This is a genomic window from Candidatus Brevundimonas phytovorans, assembly GCA_029203145.1.
In the GTDB taxonomy this organism is placed as follows: domain Bacteria; phylum Pseudomonadota; class Alphaproteobacteria; order Caulobacterales; family Caulobacteraceae; genus Brevundimonas; species Brevundimonas phytovorans.
Window position 1 is genome coordinate 328061 of sequence record CP119309.1, and the last position, 18884, is coordinate 346944.

Genomic DNA, 18884 nt, shown 5'->3' on the forward strand with positions numbered 1-18884 from the left:
GCGCGCCGGGCCTTTTTTGGGTCTGGACCCGAGATCAGGGGCGGGCGGGCGTCACCCGCCAGACGGCGTCGCCCACGTCGTCGGCCACCAGCAGGGCGCCGGAGCGGACGCCGAGCACCCCGACCGGGCGGCCCATGGCCTCGCCTTTCTCGTTGCGGAAGCCGGTCAGGACATCCTGGGGCGGACCGGCGGGCTTGCCGCCGCTGAAGGGGATGAAGATGACCTTGTAGCCGGCGGGCGGGTTGCGGTTCCACGAGCCGTGCTGGCCGACAATGGCCCCGTTGCGCCATTGGGGCATTAGGGCGCCGGTATAGAAGGTCAGGCCCAGTGAAGCGGTGTGGGAACCGAGCGCATAGTCGGGCTTGAGGGCCTTGGCGACCATATCCGGGCGAGGCGGCTGGACCCGCGCATCGACCGTCTGGCCGTAATAGCTCCACGGCCAGCCGTAGAAGCCGCCGGGCGTGACCGAGGTCATGTAGTCGGGCACCAGATCGTCGCCGATCTCGTCGCGTTCGTTGACCGAGACCCACAGCCGCCCGTCCTCGGGGTTCCAGGCCATGCCGACCGGATTGCGCAGGCCCGAGGCGAAGACGCGGCGCGCGCCGGTGGCCAGGTCGATCTCGAGGATGGCGGCGCGGTCGACCTCCTCGTCCAGGCCGTTTTCTCCGACGTTGGAGTTGGAGCCGACGCCGACATAGAGTTTCGAGCCGTCCGCCGAGGCGACCAGGCTCTTGGTCCAGTGGTGGTTGCGACCGGCGGGCAGGTCCGCGACCTTGACCGGCGCGACGCTGATCCGGGTCTGGCCGCTCTGATAAGGCACGGCGACCACGGCGTCGGCGTTGGCCACGAACAGGCGGTCGCCGACCAGGGCCATGCCGAAGGGCGAGGTCAGGCCCGACAGGAAGACGGTCTTCACCTCGGCCACGCCGTCGTCGTCGGCGTCGCGCAGCAGGGTGATGCGGTCGGCGCTGGGCACGCCCGCGCCCGCCCGGCCCATGACCAGGCCCTGAATCCAGCCGCGCAGGCCGCCCTTCTTGTCGTCGGGCTTGGGCGGGGCGTTGCTTTCGGCGACCAGGACATCGCCGTTGGGCAGTTCATAGAGCCAGCGCGGGTGGGCGAGGCCCGTGGCGAAGGCGTTGACGGCCAGGCCCTGGGCCGCGACCGGCGCGGCGCCCTGGGGCCAGCCGACGGCAGGGGCGATCTTGACGGTCGGCAGGCGCTGGGGACGGGCTTCGGGCAGTTGGGGATCGGCGCCGATGCCGAGGCTTTCCGGCAGCCGGCTCTCCGTGCCGCAGGCGGCGAGCGCCATCAGCAGGGGCAGGGCGGCGACGAGGCGGCGGCGATCCATCAGAAACTCCTCAAGAACGGGGCTGGGCGGGGAACTCCAGTCGACGGACATCATAGCCCAGTTCGCCGGCCCGTCGCGTCAGCCGCGCCAACTGGTCGGGCGTCGGGACGTCGCGGGTATAGATGAACAGCTTGTCGAAGGTCGGGTCCGACGAGATGAACCAGGAATAGTCCTCGGCCCGATCCAGCACCCAGTAGTCCCAGGTGATCAAGCCCCACAGGTATTTGACCCGCAGCTTGGCGTTCATGCCGGGGTCCAGAATCTCGCCGCGGCCGTCGATGGCCTTCTCGCGGCCCTCGGGCGTGCCGACCTGGCAGGTGTCGCGCACCGCCACGCGGGCGGGCGGGGTGAAGTCATAGAGGCTGGCGCCGGCCACGCAGCCGTCGGTGATCTTCATCGGCAGGCGGGCGACCTCGTGCCAGCGGCCCGACCACAGGCGCTCGGCGTCGATGGGTTTCAGCGGCTGGGGCGCGCGGGTCTCGCTCATGGACGGCGCCGTGGCGCAGGCGGCCAAGGTCAGGAGGAGGGCGGCGACCGGCGCCGCGGCGGCGAGGCGACGCGAGAAGGGGGCGGCGGGCATGGGCGGTCTCCGTGTGACGACCCCCGGTTTACGTCCGCCGTTCCGGGCTGGATGACTTCGGGCGAGAGGTCATGTGGGCGCCGGGACCTTGAGCCCGTCGTCCGGCCTGCCTATCTGCCAAGCCATGCCGGGAGGGCCCATGTCGCCAGTCATCACTATTCAGGGTCTGACCAAGACCTATAAATCCGGCCATCAGGCCCTGAAGCGGGTCGATCTGGAGATCGAGAAGGGCGAGATCTTCGCCCTGCTGGGGCCGAACGGCGCGGGCAAGACGACGATGATCTCCATCATCTGCGGCATCGTCACGCCCTCGACCGGGACGGTGATCGCCGACGGCCATGACATCCAGAAAGACTATCGCGCCGCCCGCACCCGCATCGGCCTGGTGCCGCAGGAGCTGACGACGGACGCCTTCGAGACCGTGCTGGCCACCGTCACCTTCAGCCGGGGCCTGTTCGGCAAGGCGCCGAACCCGGCCCATATCGAAAAGGTGCTGCGCGACCTGTCTCTATGGGACAAGAAGGACGCCAAGATCATGACCCTGTCCGGCGGGATGAAGCGCCGTGTCATGATCGCCAAGGCCCTGAGCCACGAGCCCGACATCCTGTTCCTGGATGAGCCGACGGCGGGCGTGGACGTGGAGCTGCGCCGCGACATGTGGGGCCTGGTGCGCCAGTTGCGGGATCAGGGCGTCACCATCATCCTGACCACCCACTATATCGAGGAGGCCGAGGAGATGGCCGATCGGGTGGGGGTCATCCTCAAGGGCGAGCTGATCCTGGTCGAGAAGACCGCGACCCTCATGCGCAAGCTGGGCAAGAAGACCCTGACGCTGAACCTGCAGGAGCCGATGGCGGTCATCCCGCCGGAGCTGGCGGAATGGGACCTGAGCCTGAAAAACGAGGGCGGGGAGCTGGAATACGCCTTCGACGCCCACGCCGAGAAGACCGGGGTGCCGTCGCTGCTGCGTCGCCTGTCCGATCTGGGCGTCGCCTTCAAGGACCTGAACACCCGCCAGAGCTCGCTGGAAGACATCTTTGTCAGCCTGGTCCACCGTGACGGGGCCAGCGAAGGGGAGGCTGCGTGATGACGTTCAACGGACACGGCGTCTGGGCCATCTATCGCTTCGAGATGGCGCGGGCCCTGCGCACCCTGTGGCAGTCCATCGTGACGCCGGTGATCACCACGGCGCTTTACTTCGTCGTCTTCGGCGGGGCCATCGGCAGCCGCATGAGCGAGGTCGGGGGCGTGCCCTACGGCGCCTTCATCGTGCCGGGCCTGATCATGCTGAGCCTGTTCACCCAGTCGATCTTCAATGCCAGCTTCGGCATCTATTTCCCGAAATTCACCGGCACAATCTACGAGATCCTGTCGGCGCCCGTCAGTCCGCTGGAGATCGTCATCGCCTATGTCGGGGCGGCAGCGACCAAGTCGGCGGTGCTGGGCCTGATCATCCTGGCGACGGCGGCCCTGTTCGTGCCCTTGCAGATATTGCACCCCTTCTGGATGCTGGCCTTCCTGATCCTGATCGCCACCACCTTCAGCCTGTTCGGCTTCATCATCGGGGTCTGGGCGCAGAATTTCGAACAGCTGCAGATGATCCCCATGCTGATCGTGACGCCGCTGACCTTCCTGGGCGGGGCCTTCTATTCGATCGACATGCTGCCGGACGGCTGGCGGACGGTGACGCTGTTCAACCCGGTGGTCTATCTGATCTCGGGCTTCCGCTGGGCCTTCTACGGCATCGGCGACGTCAGCGTGGGGCTGAGCCTGACGGCCACGCTGGGCTTCTTCTTCGCCTGTCTGGCGGTGGTGGGCTGGATCTTCAGGACAGGCTATCGTCTGAAGAACTGAGGTCGGCGCCGCGCGTCACGAAACCGCCGAACTCGCTCAGCAGTTTGAGGGTCTGCCGATCCTTCTCGTGATGCGCGCCGCCCGGCGCCGGAGCCCGAATGTCCGACGCCGACGACAAGTCCACGCCCTTCGCCCGCCGTCAGGTGCAGTGGGGCCGTCCGCCCCAGACCACCTTCATCGCCGGGCCCTTGCCGCGCGGCGCAGGCCTGACGCCGTCGGTCCCGGCGCCGCCCAAGACTGAAACGACGAAACCTGCGGCGGCGCCCGCCGCGCCGCGCGCAGCCTCGCGCCCCGCGTCGGGGAATGTGCTGGGCGGCTCGCTGGTGCCGCAGCGCCGGGCGACCTCGCCGGGCGCCGGGCCGACCTTCCTCACCGCCCCGGCCCCGGTCGCGCCTCAGCCTTCAGCGCCGGTCCCGGCGGCACGGGCGCCGATTGACGCCACGCCTCGGCCCCTGCCGCCCGTTCAGGCGCCCGAGGCTGCTCTTCGGGCGGAAGCGCCCGCGCCGGCCGCGCTCCCGCCCAAGCCTCAGGTTCAGCCCGTCGAGGTCGTCGTCCCGATCGCCGCTCGCGCCGCGCCGCGCAAGGCCGCCAACCGCACGCCCCTCTATATCGCCGCCGCTGCGGTGGTGGTGATCGGCGCGCCGGTCGCCACCTGGCTGATCACGCGCTCCAACAGCGAACCGGCGCCGGAGGCGTCATCGGCGGCCTCGGACGTTTCGGCGCTGGAGGCCTCATCGCCCGCTGCGGCCGTTCCGGCGAGCGGGATCGTCGCGGCGGCGCCAAGCGAGGCCCTGCCGGTCGCCGCGCCGACGCAGCCCGTCGCGACGAACGCCGTGCGGCGTGCGGCCGCGCCGCGCCGGGCGCCGGTCGCCGCCTCGGCCGCCACCCTGGCCGCCAACACCGCCGCGCCCGCCGTCACGGCGCCGCCGCTCGTCGCAGCCCCCGCTACGCCGCCGCCAGTCGTGGTGATCGCGCCCGCGCTTGAACCGGCCCAGCCTGCTGGCCCCGCGCCCACGGTCGCCCGCCCGACGCAGAGCGACCCCAACGCCCCGGTCGTCACCAAGCCTCAGCCGCTGGACTAGGACACGGGACCGCAGTCCCTAGCGCAAGGTCAGATAGCCCCGCTCGACCATGCGGCGCAGAGCCTCGTAGGCCTCGGCCAGTTCCTCGTAGGCGGTGCGGGCGGCGGTCAGGCGGGCGGTCTGATCGACAGTGACGGCTGAGCCGGATTCCGACAGACGCACGGCCTCGGCGGCCCAGCGGGCGCGGGCGTTGGCGGTCAGGACCGCCAGCTTCTGGAAGGTGGCCACGTCGACGCGCGACAGGGTCTGGGCGATGACCTCGCGGTTGGAGATGAAGGCGGCGTAGTCGATCTGTTCCAGCAGGCCGCGCAGACGGCGCTGCTCCTGCGGGTCCTGATCGCTGGGCTCGAAATGGTCGCGCTGGCGGCGGTAGCTCTGGGTCAGGACGGTCGACATGGCAAACGCTCCGTGGGGGCCGTGGAGCGAGGCTGCGCCGTTCCGGTTAACGGGGCGTTTGCGACACGCCGGTGGGCGCCAGCTTCAGCCGCTCGCGGTCAGGCGCGCCGAGGCCGCGCGGGCAGGCCATGGGCTGATAGGCCTTCGAGTAGCAGAGCCGCGCCTCGCGGAACCAGCCGTCGGTGGTGGCGATGAAGACGCCGTTGCGCGGCAGGCCGGGGTTTGAGGCGACAAAGGCGTCGCGGATGGCGCCGGCGGTCAGGCGCTCGGCCGGGATGGCTTCGAGATCGGGCTTGTTCAGGCCGTTCCACATGCGGGCGGCCTGCTCGAAATAGGCTTCCGGGCTGTCCCAGCCGCAGGTGCCGTGGGCGGCCCATTCGTGCTGTTGCAAGGACGGCGAGGGGGTCATGCAGAAGTTCTTCTTCACCGTCGCCACGGGGATGGCCGGGCCGGGGGCGGCGCAGTAGCGCGGGTGCTGGTCAGCGGCGCCATTGGGCCACAGGCCGTGCAGGGTCAGGCCGAACTGGTTGCTGGCGCACTGATAGCGCGCGTCGGGGTAGTCCTTGCCCGAGCGGCAGGCCTGGGGCGACCAGCTGACGGCCAGCATGTTGAAGGCGACCGGCACGTCGGGCGCGGCCTCGTCGGCCGGGACGGGGTAGGGGCGGGCCGGCGCCAGGTCGGCGGGGACGGCGCAGGTCGCGCCCTCGGCGGCGGCGGTCATCACTGGCGAGGACAGGCGCGGCTCGCAGGCGGCCAGCAGCAGGGCGCCCGCAAGAAGGGGAGCCGTGAGGGGCGAGAGCAGCAGGGTCGGCCGCATGGCGAGGGCTCCGGTTCGGGCGGGGACGATTTTTGACGCCTAGCCGCTAAGTCGGCGGGGGTCGAGACGGAACCCGGCGCGCGCCCGCTCATTCCATAAAGCGTCAGTGTTGAGGAACGCCCATGCCCGATCAAGCCGCCTTCGAAGCCGCCCTGGACGAAGCCATCGCCCTGTTCGAGCAGGGGGAGGGGCTGGACCACCGGCGGTTCGACGCCTTGCTGGCCGAGATTGAGGCGCGGCGCGAGGCCCTGGTCGCCGTGCCGGAGGACGACCCCCGCGTCGAGGAGATCCGCCGCCTGCAGGCCCGCGCCGACGAACTGGAGGCCCGGGTCGCGGCGGGCAAGGGCTCGGTCATGGACGAGGTCAACCAGACCCTGTCGCCCCTGATGGGCCGCAAGGGGGCGTAAGCGGCTCCGAGGGGGTAGCGGTGGCGATCAGCAACACCATATGGTGCTGATAACAAAGCCCTAGGAAACGCTCCCCATGACCGAAGTGACCGACGCTGCGCCCGCTCCCTTGAAAACCCTGAAGATCGACTTCGTTTCGGACGTGGTCTGCCCCTGGTGCGCGGTCGGTCTGGGCGGGCTGACGACGGCGCTCGACAGGCTGAAAGGCGAGGGGATCGCCGCCGACATCACCTTCCAGCCGTTTGAGCTGAACCCGCAGATCGCGCCGGAAGGCGAGAACATCGTCGAGCATATCGGCCGCAAGTATGGTTCGACGCCTGAACAGTCGGCCCAGAACCGCGAGATGATCCGGGCGCGCGCCGCCGAGGTCGGCTTTGACATGAAGATGGGGCCGGAAAGCCGCATCTGGAACACCTTCGACGCCCACCGTCTGCTGCACTGGGCGCATGAGACGGCGCCGGAGAAGCAGGAGGCGCTGAAGCGCGCCCTGTTCACCGCCCACTTCACCGACAACCGCAACATCACCGACGCCCGCGTCCTGACCGAGGCCGCCGAGGCCGCCGGGCTGGACCGGGCCGAGGCGGGCGAGGTCCTGGCCTCTGGGCGGTATGCGCAGGAGGTGCGCGGGGCGGAGGAGCTGTGGCGGGTGCGGGGGATTACCTCGGTGCCGGCTGTGGTGGTTGAGGGGAAATACCTGATCAGCGGCGGGCAACCGGCGGCGGCGTTTGAAGAAGCGCTGCGGAAGATCGCGGCGGATGTTTAGGCTTCGCTCTTGATCCTCCCCCGCATGGCGGGGGAGGGGGACCGCGTAGCGGTGGAGGGGGCGGCTACGGCTTAACGCGCTGCCGGGTTGGCGTGGACCTGTGTCTGACCTTTGGAAGTTGAGCCTGACCCCGCCCCCTCCACCATGCTGCGCATGGTCCCCCTCCCCCGCTGCGCAGGGGAGGATTGAGTCAGGGCGACACCTCGTCCTCCGAAAAAACAGAGTCCAATTCGTCTGAATCGTCTGAAATCCGGCCCTCGGGATCGAGGCGGGTTTTGAGGGCGGCCATGCGGGCTTCGATGGCGCGGCGACCGGCGTGGTCGTCGGGGGAGAGGGCGGCGGCGTCGCGGGCGACGGCGGCGACCTCCTGCAGGTCCTGCTCCAGGGTGGCGAGGGGGTCGGGTGTGGGTTCGACCTTGGGTTCTGCGGCGGCGAGCAGGGCGGGGTCCGTCAGGGCGCGCCAGGTGCGCAGCCAGGAGGCGGCCTCGACGGCGCGGCCGCGCTGCAGGGCGCGGTTCAGGCGCATCAGGGCCTGGGCCGCCATCTGGGTCAGGTCGGGCGGGGTTGGGTCGGCGTCTTCGTCCTGCGGATCGGGCCAGACGTCTTCGATGTCGCTGCGGCGCCAGCCCTCGCGCGCGGCGCGGGACCGCAGGGTTCCCAGCTTCAGGTCATAGCGGGCGCAGACGGCCTCGGCCGCGTCCCCGGCCAGATAGTCGCGCCGCGCCGCCGCCCAGGTCCGCGCCGAGCGGACGCGATAGCCGTCGCTGGCGGGGTCGCCGGCGGGGGCGTCCATGAGGTCGCCGCCGACCGGCGGGTCGTCCGCCCCGGCGGCTGTCGAGGGCCGGACATGGTCGGGGATATAGGTGGTGTCGCCGAACTCATCCTGCTGCCACCGCCCCGAAGCGACGATCCGGGGCTCGCCCTCGTGCCAGTATGCCTCCCGCGCGTCGTCCATCTCGCCTCCTCCTGCCTGCGGTAAGGAGGTTGGAGGACGGGTGCGTCAGGATCGGACGGGGGCTCTGGCCGCCCGCCGTTCCCCTTCTTCCGTCGTCATCCTCCGGCGAGCGGAGCGAGATCGGGGGACCTAGCGGCGCCGAAGGCGATCTTTGTGCTGGGCGGGGGGCGGGCGGGATGGGGAACGCGTGTGTGTCTCTGTTTTTACTCGACCGAAGGCAGAGGCTTGGCATGAGATGGAAAAGGGTTCGCGCTGTCCGTGCCTGTCGCCAAGTAGAAGCCTTACGGCAAGCGTTCGAGAGGCCATCCGTGGTGCGTCGACAGATCTCCCTTATCGTCAGTTTTGACCACCATGCGGAACCGAGTGCCAGCAGGGCTTTCCCGCACATCTTTAGGACACCGTGCGATCGCCTTGGTCGGATCGGCGCCCTGTCCGGGAACAGGCTGAACAACAGTCTTCCCGTTTGAATCGCCTACCTCGACGGTAAGCGTTGGATATCGAGCATATCCATCTTTAGCCGGACTCTCATCCGGAATGAAGGTGAGCGACGCGGGGATTCGCATTAGATCTAGCCGCTGCATGGTCCTCATCAGGCTAATCTTCGAAAACAGAGGTAGGTTGTTCGATTTATTGTTCTTGTCTTTATCGGTAATGATTCCAAAAATCACTTTAAATTCTGAATTATCTATAGCTTCCGTATAGGATTGGCTATCATTAGCCGCTATCCTGTCGGCTATTAGGATCTTGATCTTGTCTCTACAAGCTTGTTCCTGCCTGATAATTTCAACAGAGTTTAGGCCTTGATTGAAGAGATGACTAAGTTGTGCTGATCGAGTAGATATCTTTACGCCATACATGATGGCTCGATGGCCGCCGGACGCAGATGCGTCTTTTACAACTTTGTAAAGATCGCACGGCTCAATAGCTGTGTTTCCGTTTGGACTTATGTCGGTTTGGTCAAGACATATAATAGATCCAACGATATTAGGTACCGCAGCGTTGTAGGCACCCTCGCTATAGACTCGCTTTCCATTTTTTGTTTCGTCATGATTGTAGCTAGGAAGGTCTGTATCTTCACACCTCTGGTCGATGTAAATGGTAAGTTTATCTAGATAGTTTTGTTCTACCTGATACCATTTAGACTCACAAAGATGGTACACTAAGCCGTCATCGGATACTGGTGCGTCAAATATCAATGACCGATATAGGCCGAATGATTTGCTCGGCTTTCCATCGTAGTCTGTCATTATGATGCGCGACGCTTTGATTTGCTCCAGCGTCATATCGCTTAGATCGATGTTTTTTGCCTCGGCAAAATCGGAAAGCGATTCGAGAGAAATTTCAGGAGTTACCTCACTCTTTGCACCGTTAAGATCGAAGATGCAGCAGGTGTTGTCCCGATAATCTATAATGTCAGGTATCCCGAGTGCTAAGCCTTCATCCATGGATCTAAACGCTGATACAAGTTGAGCGTCGAGATTTTCAATTGTTTCTGGATCAGAGACGGGGGAGATATTTTGAATGTTTGGAAAATTCTCTAGGTAATATTCGCTCTTGTAGAGTTTTAGAAGTTTTTCGCAAATAGTAACGAGTTCTGAGGGTGATAATTTCAAGCTTATCTTAAGTGAAGAAGATCCAGTAGCGTTTTTGAATAGTTCCTTGTATTCCGCTCTTACCGAACCCGTTAGGCTCCTGATAATTTCGCTATTTCCGTCAAAATCAAGATATGTCAAATCCGTTGATGATGGCACTTGCGTGCGTTTTCGTCTTGCTGCGCCTGGTGATACCATATCTGCGCTCTTAAGGTGCTTTGGGTCTAGGCTGTTCAACGTAACGCGCAAACCGAAATCATATTCGAAAGCGCGTTCATCGAGATGATGCAGAGCTTGGCCAAAGGATAGAGCGAAACACCTGTCGCCAACTGGAAGAAATACGAGAGCGCCCTTCTGTTGTTGCCATAGGTCCTCCTTTTCGACGCCGAAATACTCGCGCCACCAAGGACGGGTGGCGTCAGAATCTAGGATGAAAAGAGAACTCCCCTCAGGCAATTTTTGGGCGACCGCCGACTCCAACTCATGATCCTGTCGCAGCGCGGTGTCCGCCGTGACGCCTGTTTTCAGGAGGTAGATGGAGAAGGGGCGTGATTTTGTCATGGCGTGGCAAGCTTGAAAATGAACTTTGTTCGTTGACGGCAAGCTAGACCTTAAAGTGCGGACTAGGCAACTCGACGTTGACGCTAGCCGCTCACAACACCTTCACCTCGATCTCCCCGCCCCCCGCGCGGAAGCGTTCGCTCATCTCGCGCATCCCCTCCTCCGCAGCGAGGCTGGCGCCGGCGTCGTTCTGGGCCAGGGCGTCGCGGCGGATGTCCTGGCTGATCTTCATGCTGCAGAACTTGGGGCCGCACATGGAGCAGAAGTGGGCGGTCTTGTGCGCTTCCTTGGGCAGGGTGGCGTCGTGGTATTTGCGGGCGGTTTCGGGGTCGAGGCCGAGGTTGAACTGGTCCTCCCAGCGGAACTCGAAGCGGGCGCGGGATAGGGCGTCGTCGTGCATGCGGGCGGCGGGGTGGCCCTTGGCCAGGTCGGCGGCGTGGGCGGCGATCTTGTAGGTGATGACGCCGTCCTTGACGTCCTGACGGTCGGGCAGGCCGAGGTGTTCCTTGGGCGTGACGTAGCAGAGCATGGCCGTGCCGAACCAGCCGATCATGGCCGCTCCAATCGCGGACGTGATGTGGTCATAGCCGGGGGCGATGTCGGTGGTCAGCGGGCCCAAGGTATAGAAGGGCGCTTCGTGGCAGTGCTTGAGCTGCTCATTCATGTTGGCCTTGATCTTGTGCATCGGCACGTGGCCGGGGCCTTCGATCATGACCTGGCAGCCCTTGGCCCAGGCGATCTTGGTCAGTTCGCCGAGGGTGCGTAGCTCGGCGAACTGGGCCTCGTCGTTGGCGTCGGCGATGGAGCCGGGGCGCAGACCGTCGCCGAGGCTGAAGGAGACATCATAGGCGCGCATGATGTCGCAGATGTCCTCGAAGTGCTCGTAGAGGAAGCTCTCCTTGTGGTGGGCCAGGCACCACTTGGCCATGATGGAGCCGCCGCGGCTGACGATGCCGGTGACGCGCTTGGCCGTCATCGGCACGAAGGGCAGGCGCACGCCCGCGTGGATGGTGAAGTAGTCCACGCCCTGTTCCGCCTGTTCGATCAGGGTGTCGCGGAACACCTCCCAGGTCAGGTCCTCGGCGATGCCGTTCACCTTCTCCAGCGCCTGATAGATGGGGACGGTGCCGATGGGGACGGACGAGTTGCGGATGATCCAGTCGCGGATGTTGTGGATGTTGCGGCCCGTCGACAGGTCCATGACGTTGTCGGCGCCCCAGCGGGTGGCCCAGACCAGCTTGTCCACCTCGTCATCGACGCTGGAGAGGACGGCCGAGTTGCCGATGTTGGCGTTGATCTTCACCAGGAAGTTGCGGCCGATGATCATCGGCTCGACTTCGGGGTGGTTGATGTTGTGGGGGATGATGGCGCGGCCGCGCGCGATCTCCTGACGGACGAACTCGGGCGTGACGAAGTCGGGGATCGAGGCGCCGAAGTCTTCGCCGTCGCGGATGCAGGGCGCGTTCTGCTCGCGGCGCAGGTTCTCGCGGATGGCGACGTATTCCATCTCGGGCGTGATGATCCCGGCGCGGGCGTATTCGTACTGGGTCACCGGGCGGCCTTCGACGCCCTTGAAGACCTGATGGTGCGAGGTGTCGAAGCGGGGGGCGAGATTCTTGCCCGAGGCGTGGCCGTTGTCTTCGGGTTTGACCTCGCGCGGGTTCGCCACGGGGGCGATGTCGCCGCGATCCCGCTGCCAGCTGGATTTGACGCGGGGCAGGCCCTTCTTGATGTCGATGGTCACGGCGGGGTCGGTGTAGGGGCCGGAAGAGTCATACATCGTCACCGGCGGCTCGTTGGCCGAGGGGTGGACGGCGACCTCGCGGAAGGGGACGCGGATGTCGGGGTAGAGCTGGCCCGCCACGAAGACCTTCACGCCGCCGGCGCGGGGGCCGGTGGGGATGCGGCCGGTCTCGGCCTCGACTTGTTGTCGCGCTTCGCTGAGAGGGAGGCTATCGCTCGCGACGCGGTCGCTCGCTGCTTGAGCCTCGGACTGAGCTTGGGCGGTCGGGGTGACGTTGATGTTCATGGCGGCCTCAAAACGTTTGAGGTCCGCCGACGTCGGGCGTGCCGGTCCTGTGGCGTGAAGCCGGGGCCGGAAGCGTACTCATCCCTTCGCCGGCATGACCCGGATCAGGTTCGACGGGTCAGGCGGCTACGCCAATCTCAGCCGCTCGATCGCGACCCCCCGGAGAACGCCGAGACCCTAGCCCGTTTCGGGGGTAGGTCAAGCGAGGGCGGCGTGGCAGGAAGGGGAATGATCCTTTCCCGCACCTATCGCCCCGAAGACCTGGCCGGCTGTCTGGCCCTGTTCGACAGCAATACGCCGCGCTTCTTTGACGCCAGCGAGCGGGAGGGGTTTGTCGGGTTTCTGAACGACCAGGCCCTGCGCTGGCCCTATCAGGTGATCGAGCAGGACGGGCGGATCGTCGGCTGCGGCGGCCATGCGGTGGAGCCGGACGGGATCAGCGTCGCCCTGTGCTGGGGCATGGTGGACCAGGGGCTGCACGGTCAGGGGCTGGGGCGGGTGCTGACCGAGGCGCGGATCGCGGCGGCGCGGGCGACCCCGGGGATCCGCCGCGTGATCCTGAACACCAGCCAGCACACGCAAGGCTTCTACGCCCGCTTCGGCTTCGAGGCGGAAAAGGTCACGCCCGACGGCTATGCGCCCGGCATCGACCGCTGGGACATGGTGCTGGCGCTGGGTTGAGGGGCTAGAGGATGATGCAGTGGGCCTGACGCATCGTCGCCCGCAACGCTTCGTCCATATCGTGCGGCAAGAGGGTGGTCTCCTGACGGATCAGAAGCAGTTCAGCGTCGGACGTGGGACGATACCAGATCAGGTAGCCGCATTCGTCCTGAAGCGCATGAGCGGCGACGTAATCGACCGCGCCGTAATGCCCAGGCGGCGCCCCCGGAGGATTGGAGTACCAAGTCAGGCGGCCAATCTCGCGCGCGTTGGTCGCCCCGATCTTATCGCGCTGAATACGAGCGCGGGCCGCCCAGCCCTCTAGCGTGGCGCCGCCCGTCATCGTCTCGGCGACCATGGCGAAGGCTTCGGCATAGCGACCTTGGTCGAGGGCGGTGAAATAGGAGTCGCTCAGGGCCGTAAGCCGGGGGTTGAGGGCTGTGGCGTCGGCCTCGCTCAGGACCGGGGCGGCGGCGGGCTCGACGACCGGCGCAGCGGGGCCGCACACGACATTCTGCACGACCGTCAGCGCCCCATTTTTCACCTCGGTCGATCCCTTGGCGACGGTTTGCTCGAGGTCGAAGGTGTAGCGACCGAAATGGTATCCGGCGGCGCCGCACAGTTCCGCCGCGCGTGGACGAAGGCGCTCGGCCAGACGGAGGGGGTCGGTTTCATCTTCGGCGGTGAGGGTCAGCCGCCAGGCGTCGGGACCATCGGGTTCAACCCGTATCTGCGGACTGGCCTGCAGCGCCCCCAGGATCGCGAACAGTATGAACGACATGGAATCCTCGCCACAACGGAGGACACAGGTGATCTATCGCTGTTACGCGGGCGTCAAGCTTGCGTCTCATATTTTCAAAAAAGGGGGGGCGGTCCGGCTTCTCAGTCGGGGGGGCGTTAAGGCCGGACCGCCACAGACGACATCGGGGTTGGGGGGCGTCCGATGTGTCCGATGCAATAACAACGGACCTGAAACTTGGTTCCGCAAGAATTCGCGCATTCACCATGATTATTGAACGTCGTTCCTGAACCGATGATTTCTGGTTCTCAGGCCGTCGTTGCTCGATCTGTCGGGGGCGACGGCGCGCGCGGATGTTGCGCCCGGCGCGGGGATGGGCGAAGCGGTCGGGCGGTCCGGTTGCGGGTCGAGAAGCGGACGAGGTCGGGCGTGAAGATTCTGGGGGTTCTGGGCGGCATGGGGCCGGCGGCGACGGTGGCCTTTCTGGCGCGGGTGCAGGCCCTGACCCCGGCCCAGGGGGATGAGGACCACATTCGCGTGGTGATGGATCTGAACCCGCAGACGCCGAACCGGCATACCCAGCCCGAGGCGGCGGGTCGGACACTGGGCGAGATGGCGCGGCGGCTGAAGGCGGCGGGGGCCGAGGTTCTGGCCATGCCGTGCAACACCGCCCACGCCCACGCCGAGGCGATCCGGGCGTCGGGGCTGCCCTTTATCGACATGGTGGCGGAGACGGCCAAGGCCGCGAAGAATTTGGCCGCGAAGGCGGGAGCGGCGAAGGCGGGCGAGGCGACGCGCGTCGGCGTGCTGGCGACGCCGGGGGGCGAGGCGCTTTACGCCGAGGCGCTGGCGGCTGAGGGCGTGGAGATGGTGCGGCTGTCGGCGGCGGAGCGCGACCGCTTCATGGCGGTGGTGGCCGGGGTCAAGGCGGGCGACGTGGGCGCGGAGCAGCGGGCGGCCATGCGCGACCTGGCGGCGGCCCTGGTTGCGGCGGGGGCGCAAGGGGTGATCGGGGGCTGCACCGAGGTGCCGCTGTTGCTGGATGCGGGCGACGTGGCGGTTCCGCTGACGGATTCGGCGGAAGTGTTGGCCAAGGTTTGCGTGAAGGCGTGTCTGTAGTTTTGCGATCCTCCCCCGTTTACGGGGGAGGATCGGTGCGCGACGGTTGCCTCGCGCGGCGCCACGCGGCACACCGATCCGGTGAAACAGTCTCTCATCATTGATTGCGATCCCGGCGTGGATGACGCCACGGGGTTGCTGACCGCCTTCGCCTCTTCTCAGTTCGACCTGCTGGCCGTGACCACGGTCGGGGGCAATGTCCCGGCCGTCGCGACGGCGCGCAATGCGCGGATCATCCGCCAGATCGCCGGGCGCGAGGATGTGCCGGTCCATGCCGGGGCCGAGCGGCCCTTGAAGCGCGCGCCGGCGGGCGCAGGCGAGTTCCACGGGGCCGAGGGTCTGGGTGATCTGGCGCCGTTCGAGCCGGCCCAGCCCGTGGGCGAGGGCACGTCGGCGGAGGCCATCGTGCGGCTGGTGATGGAACGGCCTGCGGGCAGCGTCGCTCTGGCCGTCATGGGGCCGATGACCAATCTGGCGCTGGCGATGCGGGCCGAGCCGAGGCTTGCGGCGCATCTGGGGCCGGTGGTGGTCATGGGCGGGGCGCGCAGCGAGGGCGGCAACATCACCGCCTCGGCTGAGTTCAACATCTGGGCGGACCCGGACGCGGCGGCGGAGGTCTTCGCCTCAGGATGCCGGATGATCGTCATGGGCCTGGACGTCACCCATCAGGTGCGGGCGACGGAGGCGCGCATCAAGGCCATCGAGGCGGTGGACACGGCCTCGGCGCGGACGGCGGCGGCCATGCTGCGCTTCTCGCAGCGGACCGAGCGCGAGATCGTCGGCTGGGACGCGGGGCCGCTGCATGACCCCTGCACCGTGGCCTGGCTGCTGAAGCCGGAGCTGTTCGATCTGGCGCCGTGCCGCATCGCGGTGGAGACCGAGAGCGATCTGACGCGCGGGCATACGGCGGTGGAATTCCGCGTCGAGGCCGCGACGGCCAAGCATTTCTGGGCGACAAGGGCGGATGCGGACGGGGTCTTCGCCCTGATCACGGAACGACTGGGAGCAGGCCAATGAGGATCACCGTCGTCGGGTCGATCAATCTGGACATGGTGGCCTCGGCCCCCAGCCTGCCGGCGCCGGGCGAGACGGTGACGGGGGCGACGCTGGCCCGGCATGCCGGCGGCAAGGGCGCCAATCAGGCCCTGGCGGCGCGGCGTCTGGGCGCCGAGGTCAGCCTGATCGGCCGCGTGGGCGAGGACGAGATGTCGGGGGCGGCGGTGGCCCTGATGCTGGCCCACGGGGTGGACCTGTCGGGGGTCGAGACGGACATTGCGGCGCCGACCGGGGTGGCTCTGATCGCGGTCGATCCCAGCGGAGAGAACCAGATCGTGGTCGCCGCCGGGGCCAACCACCTCGTCACGCCGGAACAACTGCCGTCGCGGATCGAGACGCCGCTGATCGCCCAGCTGGAGCTGCCGATCGAGACGGTCGAGGCGGCGGTGGGACGGGCGACGGACTTTGTCTGCGTCAACCTGGCCCCCGCGGCCCCGGTGTCGGAGGCCATGTTGCGGCGCGCTGACCTGATCGTGGTCAATGAGACGGAGGCCGCCTTCTATGGCGAGGCCCTGCACGTCGGCGGCGGGCTGGTGGTCGTCACCAAGGGGGCGCGCGGCGCGGTCATGTACCGGCGCGGGGTGGAGATGGCCTGGGCCACGCCGCCGCGCGTTCACGCCGTGGACGCGACGGGGGCGGGCGACGCCTTTGTCGGGGCCATCGTCGTGGCCCTGCTGGACGGCATGACGCCGGACGCGGCCCTGCACTTCGCGTGCGCGGCGGGGGCGCTGGCCGCGACCCGGCCGGGGGCGCAGCCGTCATTGGGGACGCGCGACGAGGTCGAGGGGTTGCTGGCTTAACCCGATCCTCCCCTGCGAAGCGGGGGGAGGGGGACCATCCGAAGGATGGTGGAGGGGGCGAGGTCGGGCGTTGCGTTTGAAGCTCGGTCGGCGGTCGAGAGGGTCTTTTGAGGCTGGCGGATGTGTCCGCCCCCTCCACTGCTGCGCGGTCCTCCTCCCCCGTGAACGGGGGAGGATTGAGGGGCTCAGCGGCGCTTCTAGAACCGGATCACCTGCCGCACCGCCTTGCCGTCGGCCAGGGCGTCGAAGGCGGCGTTGATGTCGTCGAGGGCGAGGACGCCGCTGAGCAGGCGATCGACGGGCAGGCGGCCCTGACGGAAGAGGGCGACGTAGCGGGGGATGTCGCGGGTCGGGACGCAGGTTCCGATGTAGGAGCCCTTCAGCGTGCGCTCTTCGCCGACCAGCGACACGACGTTGACGGCCAGGGCGGCCTCGGGCGGGGGCAGGCCGGCGGTGACGGTGGTTCCGCCGCGCCGGGTCATGCGCCAGGCGGCGTCGAGGGCGCGGACCGAGCCGGCCATTTCGAAGACGAAGTCGGCGCCGCCCTGGGTCAGGGCGCGGACCTGATCGACGGCGTCGGGATCGGCGGCGTTGACGGTCTGGACCACGCCCTCGGCAGCCAGCGAGCGGGCCAGGGCCAGCTTGTCCTCGGACAGATCGACAGCAACGACGGGCGAGGCCCCCGAGGCGAGGGCGCCGAGGACGCTGGCCAGACCGACCCCGCCGAGGCCGACGACCACGGCCGACTGGCCCGCGCGAATGCCCGCCGTATTCACCACGGCCCCGACCCCGGTCAGGACGGCGCAACCGAACAGGGCGGCGTGCTCGAACGACAGGTCGGCGTCGATCCTGACCAGCGAGCGGCGCGAGACGACCGCGTGCTCGGCGAAGGCGGAGCAGCCGAGGTGGTGGTTCAGCGTCTCAGGCCCCGCGTGCAGGGCGCGGCGGCCGGTCAGCAACTCGCCCCGGCCATTGGCGGCGGCACCCGGCTCGCACAGGGCGGGGCGGCCCTCGGCGCAGGGGTGGCAGTGGCCGCACGACGGCATGAAGACCATGACGACATGGTCGCCGACAGCCAGGTCGTTGACGCCCGGTCCGAGGGCCTCGACCACGCCGGCCGCTTCGTGACCCAGGGCCATGGGCAGGGGGCGGGGACGGTCGCCGTTGATGACGGAGAGGTCCGAGTGGCACAGGCCGGCGGCCTTGATGGCGACCAGAACCTCGCCGGGGCCGGGATCGTCGAGGGTGAGGGTCTCGAGCGAGAGCGGGCGGCTGTCGGCGTAGGGGCGGGGGGCGCCCATGTGGCGCAGGACGGCGGCGCGGGTGGTGGTCGGCATGGTCAGGGCTCCCATCTGCTGTCAGGCTAGGCGCATGACGTAGCGGAGGCCAAGGGGCGGATGACGGAGCGGATCAGGGGCAGGCGCGGCGACTACGCGCGGTTCGTGCGGCTGACGACGCGGTGGGCGGACAATGACGCCTATGGCCACATCAACAACGTCGCCTACTACGCCTTCATCGACACGGCGGTGAACCAGCTGCTGATCGAAGCGGGGCTGCTGGACGTGGCCGGGTCCGCGGTGATCGGGGTGGCGGCGGAGTCCGGTTGCCGGTTTCACGCCTCGGCGGCCTATCCCGACGTGATCCACGCCGGTGTGCGGGTCGGGCGGCTGGGGGCGTCCAGCATCCGCTATGAGGTCGGCCTGTTCCGCAACGACGAGGACGAGGCGACGGCCGAGGGCTTTTTCGTCCACGTCATGGTGGCGCGTGCGACGATGCGGCCCGCAGCCATCCCGAAGGCGCTGCGGGCGTTTCTGGAAGGCCTGCTGAAACCCTAGCGTTCGTCGTACTGGCGCAGCAGGAAGAGGGTTCCGACGGCGGTCAGGGCGCCGAGGGCGAAGGCGGCGACGAGGGAGCCGGTGGCGGCGGCGGTGGAGACCGTGACGGGGCGCTTGGCGTACCATTCGACGATTTCGCCGGCGTGGGCGTGGTCGAGGCCTTCATCATAGGCGTCGTCCAGATAGGTGTCGTCGGCGGCCATCGGCGTCTCCTCGTTACAGGCCTGCGCTAAATCCCCGGCGCAGTCGGGCGGTTCCCAGTCGTGACAGAGGATCGCACATCCAGTAAAG

The 18884-nt window shown here is 67.4% G+C and carries 20 protein-coding genes and 1 riboswitch; of the genes, 10 read left to right on the plus strand and 10 right to left on the minus strand.

Annotated features, from left to right (window positions below):
- Positions 1-34: 34 nt before the first annotated feature.
- Together P0Y52_01565 and P0Y52_01570 are read right to left on the minus strand one after the other, a co-directional pair.
- Entirely contained in the window at positions 35-1348 is a 1314-nt protein-coding gene (locus P0Y52_01565) for a sorbosone dehydrogenase family protein (protein WEK58250.1), read from the minus strand.
- A gap of 10 nt (positions 1349-1358) precedes the next feature.
- The gene (locus P0Y52_01570; protein WEK58251.1) at positions 1359-1928 is read right to left on the minus strand and encodes a lipocalin family protein; all 570 of its coding nucleotides are present in this window, start codon (positions 1926-1928) and stop codon (positions 1359-1361) included.
- Positions 1929-2067: 139 nt separating this feature from the next.
- On the opposite strand from P0Y52_01570, the gene P0Y52_01575 reads away from it, so the two are divergent.
- From P0Y52_01575 to P0Y52_01585, 3 genes are all read left to right on the plus strand, one after another.
- Entirely contained in the window at positions 2068-3015 is a 948-nt protein-coding gene (locus P0Y52_01575; GenBank protein ID WEK58252.1) for an ABC transporter ATP-binding protein, read from the plus strand.
- Entirely contained in the window at positions 3015-3782 is a 768-nt protein-coding gene (locus P0Y52_01580) for an ABC transporter permease (GenBank protein ID WEK58253.1), read from the plus strand. Before P0Y52_01575 ends, P0Y52_01580 begins: the two co-directional genes overlap by 1 nt.
- Before the next feature lie 98 nt (positions 3783-3880).
- Entirely contained in the window at positions 3881-4864 is a 984-nt protein-coding gene (locus tag P0Y52_01585) for a hypothetical protein (protein ID WEK58254.1), read from the plus strand.
- 18 nt (positions 4865-4882) lie between these two features.
- On the opposite strand, the gene P0Y52_01590 is transcribed toward P0Y52_01585, so the two are convergent.
- Together P0Y52_01590 and P0Y52_01595 are read right to left on the minus strand one after the other, a co-directional pair.
- Entirely contained in the window at positions 4883-5260 is a 378-nt protein-coding gene (locus P0Y52_01590) for a hypothetical protein (GenBank protein ID WEK58255.1), read from the minus strand.
- A gap of 46 nt (positions 5261-5306) precedes the next feature.
- Entirely contained in the window at positions 5307-6077 is a 771-nt protein-coding gene (locus P0Y52_01595) for a ribonuclease (protein WEK58256.1), read from the minus strand.
- A gap of 122 nt (positions 6078-6199) precedes the next feature.
- Here P0Y52_01595 and P0Y52_01600 point away from each other — a divergent pair, with 122 nt between their 5' ends.
- Both P0Y52_01600 and P0Y52_01605 read left to right on the plus strand, forming a co-directional pair.
- A complete protein-coding gene (locus tag P0Y52_01600) occupies positions 6200-6484 on the plus strand; it encodes a hypothetical protein (protein WEK58257.1) in 285 nt (94 codons plus the stop codon).
- A gap of 76 nt (positions 6485-6560) precedes the next feature.
- Positions 6561-7247 (plus strand): DsbA family oxidoreductase, encoded by a 687-nt coding sequence (locus P0Y52_01605; protein WEK58258.1) that lies wholly within the window; start codon positions 6561-6563, stop codon positions 7245-7247.
- A 190-nt stretch (positions 7248-7437) separates the two neighbouring features.
- Here P0Y52_01605 and P0Y52_01610 read toward each other — a convergent pair whose 3' ends face one another.
- The 3 genes from P0Y52_01610 to thiC all read right to left on the minus strand — a co-directional run bounded on the left by P0Y52_01610 (position 7438) and on the right by thiC (position 12384).
- Positions 7438-8202: a hypothetical protein gene (locus P0Y52_01610; GenBank protein ID WEK58259.1), complete on the minus strand. Its 765-nt coding sequence runs from the start codon at positions 8200-8202 to the stop codon at positions 7438-7440.
- 281 nt (positions 8203-8483) lie between these two features.
- Positions 8484-10355: a TIGR04141 family sporadically distributed protein gene (locus P0Y52_01615; protein WEK58260.1), complete on the minus strand. Its 1872-nt coding sequence runs from the start codon at positions 10353-10355 to the stop codon at positions 8484-8486.
- A 91-nt stretch (positions 10356-10446) separates the two neighbouring features.
- The gene (thiC, locus tag P0Y52_01620; GenBank protein ID WEK58261.1) at positions 10447-12384 is read right to left on the minus strand and encodes a phosphomethylpyrimidine synthase ThiC; all 1938 of its coding nucleotides are present in this window, start codon (positions 12382-12384) and stop codon (positions 10447-10449) included.
- Between the two features lie 63 nt (positions 12385-12447).
- Positions 12448-12556: riboswitch (TPP riboswitch) on the minus strand.
- Positions 12557-12612: 56 nt separating this feature from the next.
- Here thiC and P0Y52_01625 point away from each other — a divergent pair.
- Complete coding sequence (locus tag P0Y52_01625) at positions 12613-13065, plus strand: GNAT family N-acetyltransferase (GenBank protein WEK58262.1); 453 nt, start codon at positions 12613-12615, stop codon at positions 13063-13065.
- A 4-nt stretch (positions 13066-13069) separates the two neighbouring features.
- Here the strand turns inward: P0Y52_01625 and P0Y52_01630 are convergent, their stop codons facing one another.
- Positions 13070-13825: a DUF4019 domain-containing protein gene (locus P0Y52_01630; protein WEK58263.1), complete on the minus strand. Its 756-nt coding sequence runs from the start codon at positions 13823-13825 to the stop codon at positions 13070-13072.
- A gap of 387 nt (positions 13826-14212) precedes the next feature.
- On the opposite strand from P0Y52_01630, the gene P0Y52_01635 reads away from it, so the two are divergent.
- The 3 genes from P0Y52_01635 to P0Y52_01645 all read left to right on the plus strand — a co-directional run bounded on the left by P0Y52_01635 (position 14213) and on the right by P0Y52_01645 (position 16758).
- Positions 14213-14902 (plus strand): amino acid racemase, encoded by a 690-nt coding sequence (locus P0Y52_01635; GenBank protein WEK58264.1) that lies wholly within the window; start codon positions 14213-14215, stop codon positions 14900-14902.
- Between the two features lie 81 nt (positions 14903-14983).
- A complete protein-coding gene (locus P0Y52_01640) occupies positions 14984-15919 on the plus strand; it encodes a nucleoside hydrolase (protein ID WEK58265.1) in 936 nt (311 codons plus the stop codon).
- Positions 15916-16758 carry a ribokinase gene (locus tag P0Y52_01645; GenBank protein ID WEK58266.1) on the plus strand — a complete coding sequence of 281 codons (843 nt, stop codon included), beginning with the start codon at positions 15916-15918 and terminating at the stop codon, positions 16756-16758. The genes P0Y52_01640 and P0Y52_01645 overlap by 4 nt, the downstream gene beginning before the upstream one ends.
- A gap of 197 nt (positions 16759-16955) precedes the next feature.
- Here P0Y52_01645 and P0Y52_01650 read toward each other — a convergent pair whose 3' ends face one another.
- A complete protein-coding gene (locus P0Y52_01650; protein WEK58267.1) occupies positions 16956-18095 on the minus strand; it encodes a zinc-dependent alcohol dehydrogenase family protein in 1140 nt (379 codons plus the stop codon).
- A gap of 60 nt (positions 18096-18155) precedes the next feature.
- Between P0Y52_01650 and P0Y52_01655 the strand changes: the two genes are divergently transcribed.
- On the plus strand, positions 18156-18593 hold the full coding sequence (locus P0Y52_01655) for a thioesterase family protein (protein WEK58268.1): 438 nt from the start codon (positions 18156-18158) through the stop codon (positions 18591-18593).
- Here the strand turns inward: P0Y52_01655 and P0Y52_01660 are convergent.
- Complete coding sequence (locus P0Y52_01660) at positions 18590-18796, minus strand: hypothetical protein (protein ID WEK58269.1); 207 nt, start codon at positions 18794-18796, stop codon at positions 18590-18592. The genes P0Y52_01655 and P0Y52_01660 overlap by 4 nt on opposite strands.
- Positions 18797-18884 lie beyond the last annotated feature (88 nt).